This is a genomic window from Nitrospirota bacterium, assembly GCA_016212185.1.
GTDB lineage: Bacteria > Nitrospirota > Thermodesulfovibrionia > UBA6902 > DSMQ01 > JACRGX01.
In genome coordinates this window covers 19643-27472 of sequence record JACRGX010000001.1, presented here as the reverse complement: position 1 = coordinate 27472, position 7830 = coordinate 19643, and the positions used below count along the sequence as shown (strand labels likewise).

Sequence of the window (7830 nt, the reverse complement as noted above, 5' to 3'; positions counted from 1 at the left end):
TCCACGCCAGAAGGTTTAATTTTGGTTTTAGAATTAAAACAGGGGTAATTCATACTCTACGAGCCACCGGCAACAACTCCTATAAAACTGATAATATATCTTACACTTTGCTTCTTGAATTGTCAAGTTAATTTTTCTTATGGAGCCTCTTGCAAAAGTATTGAGGAAATCGCTTTTGCCGTCATACCCGCCCCCGTTTTCACGAGGGTAAACTCCAGCGGGTATCCAGACGTCGTTCCCACGAAAGTGGGAAACCAGTTCCTTTAGAATACTGGATTTCCGATAAAAACATCGGGGATTTTTAAATGAAAAGGAGGCAAATTTAAGAAAAAGCCTTGCACTTCTTTTTCATAGATGACGAATAAAGACTTTTGCAAGAGGCTTTATAGATATGATTAATTTTTTTATCTAACACCTTAACCATACGATATTCAAAAGGTGAGTGAATCAGACAAGTTTGAAACTGCATTTTTCGTGGTAAAAGCACTATAAAATACAAGATAGGGGCGGGATTGCTCCTGCCCCTATCTTGCTTCGTTGAACATTTAAACTATATTGAACAATCTTGAACTTTGCATCGATTCACTGTCTTTTTAATACATCCCTTCCATACCGCCGCCCATTCCGCCGTGCATCGGCATCTTAGGTCCTTTATCTTCTTCCGGCAGGTCGGTTATCATTACGCTTGTTGTAAGCATAAGCGCCGCCACTGATGCGGCATTCTGAAGCGCATAGCGGGTAACCTTTGTCGGGTCAATGATGCCTGTCTGTATCATGTCCGTATAAACCTCGGCATTGGCGTCAAAGCCATAATTTTTACTGTCATTGGACTTTACCTTATCCACAATGACGGAGCCTTCAAGCCCGGCGTTTGCAACAATCTGTCTGATAGGCTCTTCAAGCGCCCTCTTGATTATTTCAACGCCCGCCTGCTGGTCGTGATTTTCGAGTTTTAAATTCGCCAGTGAAGGAATGCATCTTAAAAGTGCAATGCCTCCGCCCGGGACTATCCCCTCTTCCACCGCGGCCCTTGTCGCATGAAGGGCGTCCTCAACCCTTGCCTTCTTTTCCTTCATCTCCGTTTCTGTCGCAGCGCCTACATTAATAACGGCAACGCCGCCGACGATCTTTGCAAGCCTCTCCTGAAGTTTTTCCCTGTCATAATCAGAGGTAGTTTCTTCAATCTGCGCCTTTATCTGCTTTACGCGTCCTTTAATTTTATCAGCGTGCCCGGCCCCTTCAACTATTGTGGTATTTTCCTTGTCAATGGTTATTTTCTTGGCCTTTCCCAAATCAGAAAGCTTAATGCTCTCAAGCTTTATGCCGAGGTCCTCGGAAATCATTGTGCCGCCCGTGAGTATTGCTATGTCTTCAAGCATAGCCTTCCTCCGGTCGCCAAATCCGGGCGCCTTTACTGCGCATACCTGAAGCGTGCCGCGGAGCTTGTTTACGACAAGCGTTGCAAGCGCCTCGCCTTCAACCTCTTCCGCAAGAATAAGCAGGGGCCTGCCCATCTTTGCGGTCTGCTCAAGAATGGGAAGAAGGTCCTTCATGGAGCTGATCTTCTTTTCGTTGATTAAAATCAGGACGTCTTCAAGCACACACTCCATCCTGTCCGGGTTGGTGATAAAATAAGGCGAGATGTACCCCCTGTCAAACTGCATTCCCTCAACAACGTCCAGAGTTGTCTGCATACTCTTTGCCTCTTCAACCGTGATGACACCGTCTTTTCCGACCTTGTCCATTGCGTCAGCTATAAGCTCTCCGATTGTGAGGTCGTTATTTGCGGAAATCGTCCCGACCTGAGCTATTTCTTTTTTCTCCTGCACGTTCTTGCTCATTTTCTTAAGCTCTGCAATTACAGCCTCTACTGCCTTTTCAATCCCTCTTTTTACTTCCATGGGATTTGAGCCGGCAACAATATGCTTATTCCCTTCTTTGTAAATGGAATATGCCAGCACCGTAGCAGTAGTCGTTCCGTCGCCTGCCACATCAGAGGTCTTGCTTGCAACCTCCCTGACAAGCTGTGCGCCCATGTTCTCCCACGGGTCTTTCAGCTCTATTTCCTTAGCAACAGTCACGCCGTCTTTTGTAATGGTAGGCGCGCCGTACTTTTTGTCCAGAATCGCATTTCTTCCCTTGGGTCCCAGGGTTGCCTTCACTGCATCAGTCAGAATAGTCACCCCCCTGAGGATTGCGCTTCTTGCCGCTTCATCAAATAATAGTTGTTTAGCCATTTTTCCTCCTTATTTTTCTAATATTCCCAGAACATCTTCTTCTCTCAGAATAAGGTATTCAACGTTATCCATTGTTATCTTGGACCCTGAATACTTATCAAACAAAACTACATCTCCAACTTTCACTTCAACTTTCTGAAGTTTGCCGTCGTCTGTTACCTTGCCTGCGCCAACAGCGACGATTTCACCCTTTTGCGGTTTTTCCTTGGCCGTATCGGGTATGAACAACCCGCCTGCGCTTTTTTCGGCTTCCTCGGAATACTTAACCAGAACCCTGTCTCTTAGTGGTTTGAATTTCATATTCTTTCTCTCCTTTCTTTTGTTTAGTTTTTATTGATAACTCACTTGAAAAATCCGGTAGATGCTTCAGATTCTAATATTAGCACTCACCAGAGGCGAGTGCTAATATACTATGATTTAACGAGCATGACAAGGTTTTATAACTGCCGAATTTCACAAAAATCAGGAATTATAGCTTATTTACTCTTTTTTTCTACTTTTTACTCAAAAACTCTACTTTTTAACCAAAAACTTACAGTGCAAGGCAACATATAAATCTTTTCATGCTTATGATTAATATCATGGTAATTTTACCTTGACCTTAGTAACATTACTTAATTATGCTTCCCAACAATAGCAAGAATACCAGGATGTATAATATCCTTATGGTTTTGCACGGTATTTTAATTAATTGCTCATTATTCATTAACGAACAATCATGGTAATTTTACCTTGACGTTGTAAATTAATTGGTTGTATACTATTATTAGTATATTTAATTAACACTAAGTGAATACAATATTTACACTTCCTGTAAAAATAACCGCTGGGTTGTTTGAAGTTACAGTGTGTTATTGGGGTAAGGTGTTTTAATTATACAACTGGCATAGTCATTGTAAATGTGACTAAGCGGGCGGAGCAGTGCAGACACAAGAAAGGTAGTGTGGGGAAATGCCATCTATAAAAAAAGCTATAATCCTGGCCGGGGGGCAGAACACCCGGCTCAGTCCCCTTGATAAGTACCGTCCTGCCTGGATGCTTCCTATCGTTAACAAGCCCCTTATTGAGTATACAATCAATGCCTTAAGGACCAGCGGGATAACAGAAGTGATGATAGCCATGTCAGAACACAGCTCTGATTCCGGCAATAATCTGAATAAGACCGTCCTGCAGGAATATCTAAAAAAAGACCTCAGCACTCCTGATACTCATATATATTATCATCTGGATAACAAACCGCGCGGCACGGCAGGCTCCCTAAAGGATTTAGAGGCATTTATCGGAGACGATACCTTCATTGTTATCAACAACAATATCTTTATAGAAGACATTCATTGGGACAAGGTTGTTGAATTCCACCGAAATATGAATTCTGCGGCAACTGTAGGCATTCACAAAGATGATATCTGCATGCAAAGCAAAGAAGGCATAGATATTGCGCCTGACAGTAAAGTAAAAAGTTTCAACATGATTCATCCTTCAATGGATAAGCGGTCGCCGTGGAAGTCCATAGGTATTTATATCTTTGAGCCTCTGGCGCTTAAATTTATTAATAAAGACGGTTACATGGATATAAAAGAACAGCTCATTCCGGCTCTTCAGAATGCGTCATTAAATGTATATGCATACGGCATGGAAGGTTTATATCAATGCATAGACAGCGTAAAAGATTATATCAAGGTACAGCGGGATTTGCTTTACAATAATGATGCAAATGATTTCCATGCGGGAGGTAATGTAGAAGTTGCAGAAAAGGTCTGGCTCGGGAAAAATGTCAAAATCTCGCCGAGCGCATACCTGCTGGGACCTCTTGTTATCGGAGACGGCTGTACGATTAACGATTGGACGCAGGTAATCGGACCTGCAGTTATCGGCAACGGGTGCCGGATATCAGAAGGCGCCTTAATCCGTGAAAGTATAGTGTGGGACAAGACGGAAATATCAAGCATGGCAAAGGTTGAATACTCCATAATAGGCGAAGGCTCCAGCATCCCCGACAATTTTTGCATCAAGAATATGATTGCGCTGAACGGATTAAAAATCGGCGACACTAATCTTTTTAATTCTGAGCGCGGCATAAACGGAACCATTGACCTGTCGGATGCCAAATTAACTGCAACCATCAGACATAAATTATATAAAATATTCAAACGGGCGGTAGATCTTCTACTGTCGGCATTGTGCCTTGTTCTTGCACTGCCTCTGTTTTTATTAATTGCTCTGCTGATTAAATTAGATTCCGCAGGCCCTGTCTTTTATACCCAAAAAAGGTGCGGTAAAAACGGCAAATTATTCGGGATGATTAAATTCAGGACTATGATTAAAAACGCTGAAAAACTTCAGAGTGAATTAACTTCCAAAAATGAGATTGACGGACCCATGTTTAAGCTGTCGGACGACCCGAGGGTTACAAGGGTTGGAAAGATACTAAGGCGCACCAGCCTTGATGAACTGCCCCAGTTGTTAAATGTATTAAAAGGCGAGATGAGCCTTGTAGGCCCCCGTCCGCTGATAATGGATGAGATGAAGTTCAGCCCGAGCTGGCGCGATACAAGGCTTAAGGTCAAGCCGGGAATAACGGGGTTATGGCAGATACAGGGCAGAAGTGAGATGCCTTTCCATGAATGGATACGATATGATGTATACTATATCAGGAACCAGTCCTTATGGCTGGACTTAAAAATATTATTTAAGACGGCGATAGTCGTCCTGAAAAAAAGAGGGGCATATTAAATGACAGATCTCAATTATCAATTATTCAAAGACAAAATGAAAAATAAACATCACGGCCTCCATTTGTTAATTGTACCGGGCTTAATCATTTTATTAAGCGCATGCGCCACAACAGGCTCACAGCCTCAGGCAAATACGGGAGCCCCGCTTCAGAACGCTGAAAAAATGTCCTCAGAAGAACCTCTTAAGGAGACCGTTAAGGTTACTGAGTTCATACTCGGCTCCGGCGACAAGGTTGAGATAAATGTTTACCGCCATGACGACCTCAAAAAAACCGTTCAGATAGACGTTTCAGGGAAAATAACATATCCATTGCTTGGCGATATTCAGGCAGGAGGGTTAAGTATTTTCCAATTAAGGGACAAAATCCGCGACGGGCTTTCAAAGTATTTAGTTGATCCACAGGTATCGGTTGGTGTCGCAAGCGTACAGGGGCAGAAGGTCATTGTCCTCGGCGAGGTTAGAACTCCGGGATTTTTCCAGATTGAAACCTCCATGACTGTACTTGAGGCTGTATCCCGCGCAGGCGGCTTTACTCTGGACGGCAAAAAGAAAAGCGTCTTACTCATACGGGGCGGACTTAAAACACCCCAACTCATAACCCTGAATTTAGAAAAAGCATTAAGCAAAGGCGACCTTGCGCAAAACATACAGCTTCAGCGTGATGACATAGTATATGTGCCGCGCACTTATATCTCCAATGTGGACCGGTTTTTCGGCCACCTTTCAACAATCATTTCGCCTCTGCTGCAGATGGAATCTGGTTTTTACGTAGGACAGGGAATAGAAGGAGAACGCTGACAGCAGCTTAATATAAAAGATCTAAGCAAAAAATTTTCAGCAAAAAAACAGGAGGGAGTTAAAAATGAAAAAAAATTGGATGTATATTATGTTTTCAGTTCTTATGTTAGTTTCATTCGTATCAACATCGTGGGCTATGCCTCCGCATAAAACACTGCGCGAGGAAATCAAAAGAGGCGTTAAACCCGCACCGTTCTTTTTGACAGACCCCGCAACTCATTTAAAACAAAGGGGCATAAACACAGGCGCGCGGCGTCCTGATGGAACCAGAGTTTTCAGCGCCGGAGCAGGACCCGTTGGGAATGTTAATGTGCTGGCGCTTCTTGTCAAATTTACGGATAAACCGTCTCAGGTTGGCGCAAGTTCTTTTGACACGCTTATTTTCGGCGCGACGGGAAATACCGTAAGAGTTTATTATCAGGAAGTTTCCTATGGAACGCTTACCCTCGTTACTGTAAATCTGCCAAGCTCCTTAGACTGGGGCACAGCGCCAAACACATACACCTATTATACAGCCAACAATTATGGACTGGGGACTTATCCGAGAAACGCACAAAAATTAGTTGAGGATGTGGTGGACCTTGTTGATCCCTACGTTGATTTTTCTCAGTATGATAATGACGGCGACGGACAGCTTGATGCCCTTACTGTTGTCCATGCAGGACCCGGAGCGGAATTCACAGGAAGCACCGGAGACATATGGTCTCACCAGTGGGGCATTACGCCCAGATTACGAGACGGCGTGTATATCTCCAATTATTCCATGGAGCCTGAATATATGCAAACTCCGGGAGATGCCACAATCGGAGTCTTTGCGCATGAGCTGGGTCACGTCTTCGGTCTTCCCGACCTCTATGATTACGGGTATGATTCAAACGGCGCAGGCGACTGGAGCATAATGGCAGGCGGAAGCTGGAACGGAATAAACGGCAGTTCACCAGCACATTTTGACGCATGGTCAAGGACACAGCTCGGCTTTGCTGCGCCTGCCGTGATATCTACAAATACTACAGGAGTAAGCATACCGGCAGTTGAATCAACACCATCAGTCTTTTATGTATGGAACAGCGGTTTAACAAATAATGAATATTTTCTTGTTGAAAACAGGCAAAAGACAGGATATGACGCATATCTGCCCGGAAGCGGAATGCTTGTCTGGCACATTGATGAGAACATGGCTTCCAACGACAACCAATGCCTCAATATGAATAATTGCAGCTGCCCTTCTCATTATAAGGTAGCCTTAGAGCAGGCGGACGGTTTGCTTCAGCTTGAAAAAAACCTTAGTCAGGGCAATGGAGGCGATCCATTTCCCGGCACATCCAACAAAACATCATTCAGCCTGAGTTCAACGCCTAACAGCGGTTCTTATCTGAATTGCACTTCAAGCGTTGCAGTTACAAATATCAGCAATTCTGCATCAGTTATGACAGCGGATATTCAGGTGACAGGGGTTTCACTTCCAAGCGTGTCAGGCGCTATTTCATACAGCGGCACAAAGACCGGCGCCATCCGCATCCTTGCATACACTAATTCCGGCTTTTCCGGCACACCGGCGTACTCTGCTTCAATATCTGCTCCGGGCGCCTATACAATCAGCAGCATGGCGTCAGGCACTTACTATTTCCTCTCATACCGCGATTCAAACGGTGACAGCGTAAGACAGGCAACCGAGGCTTTCGGCATATACGGCACCCCGGGCGCACCGACTGCAGTCGTAGTCAATGGAACCGTAACAGGCATAGATATAGCCATCTATGACCCGGCGTCCATGTCAGGGACCATATCTTATTCAGGCTCTGCCACAGGAAGAATTTACATTGAGGTATTCACAAATCCTGCTTACACAGGCACCCCCGCCTATTCAACTACAATTGCAGCTCCGGGGCTATACAGGATGAGAGGCATGCTGCCCGGCACATACTATGTCAGGTCCTACAGGGATGCAAACCGCAACAGGCAATATAATACAGGCGAACCATACGGAACATATGGAGCAGTAACATTAAATGCCGGCAACACTACAGCAGGGATTAACATCACACTCTATTAATGCATG

At 44.4% G+C, this 7830-nt stretch carries 5 protein-coding genes; 3 read left to right on the top strand and 2 right to left on the bottom strand.

Translation table 11 applies throughout. The annotated features are described in order from the left end of the window. Positions 1-593: 593 nt before the first annotated feature. Together groL and groES are read right to left on the bottom strand one after the other, a co-directional pair. Positions 594-2237, bottom strand: a complete 1644-nt coding sequence (groL, locus tag HZA10_00100) for a chaperonin GroEL (protein MBI5194703.1) — start codon at positions 2235-2237, stop codon at positions 594-596. Between the two features lie 9 nt (positions 2238-2246). Beyond that, positions 2247-2537 (bottom strand): co-chaperone GroES, encoded by a 291-nt coding sequence (groES, locus tag HZA10_00095; GenBank protein ID MBI5194702.1) that lies wholly within the window; start codon positions 2535-2537, stop codon positions 2247-2249. Between the two features lie 651 nt (positions 2538-3188). Between groES and HZA10_00090 the strand changes: the two genes are divergently transcribed. From HZA10_00090 to HZA10_00080, 3 genes are all read left to right on the top strand, one after another. Continuing rightward, entirely contained in the window at positions 3189-4970 is a 1782-nt protein-coding gene (locus HZA10_00090; protein MBI5194701.1) for an exopolysaccharide biosynthesis polyprenyl glycosylphosphotransferase, read from the top strand. Next, on the top strand, positions 4971-5771 hold the full coding sequence (locus HZA10_00085; GenBank protein ID MBI5194700.1) for a polysaccharide export protein: 801 nt from the start codon (positions 4971-4973) through the stop codon (positions 5769-5771). A gap of 64 nt (positions 5772-5835) precedes the next feature. Continuing rightward, the gene (locus tag HZA10_00080; protein MBI5194699.1) at positions 5836-7824 is read left to right on the top strand and encodes a M6 family metalloprotease domain-containing protein; all 1989 of its coding nucleotides are present in this window, start codon (positions 5836-5838) and stop codon (positions 7822-7824) included. The last annotated feature ends 6 nt before the right edge of the window (positions 7825-7830 follow it).

Excerpts from the sequence above, each read along its gene's own strand:
- groL (MBI5194703.1), bottom strand. The coding sequence starts at position 2,237 with ATGGCTAAACAACTATTATTTGATGAAGCGGCAAGAAGCGCAATCCTC.
- groES (MBI5194702.1), bottom strand. The coding sequence starts at position 2,537 with ATGAAATTCAAACCACTAAGAGACAGGGTTCTGGTTAAGTATTCCGAG.
- HZA10_00090 (MBI5194701.1), top strand. The coding sequence starts at position 3,189 with ATGCCATCTATAAAAAAAGCTATAATCCTGGCCGGGGGGCAGAACACC.
- HZA10_00085 (MBI5194700.1), top strand. The coding sequence starts at position 4,971 with ATGACAGATCTCAATTATCAATTATTCAAAGACAAAATGAAAAATAAA.
- HZA10_00080 (MBI5194699.1), top strand. The coding sequence starts at position 5,836 with ATGAAAAAAAATTGGATGTATATTATGTTTTCAGTTCTTATGTTAGTT.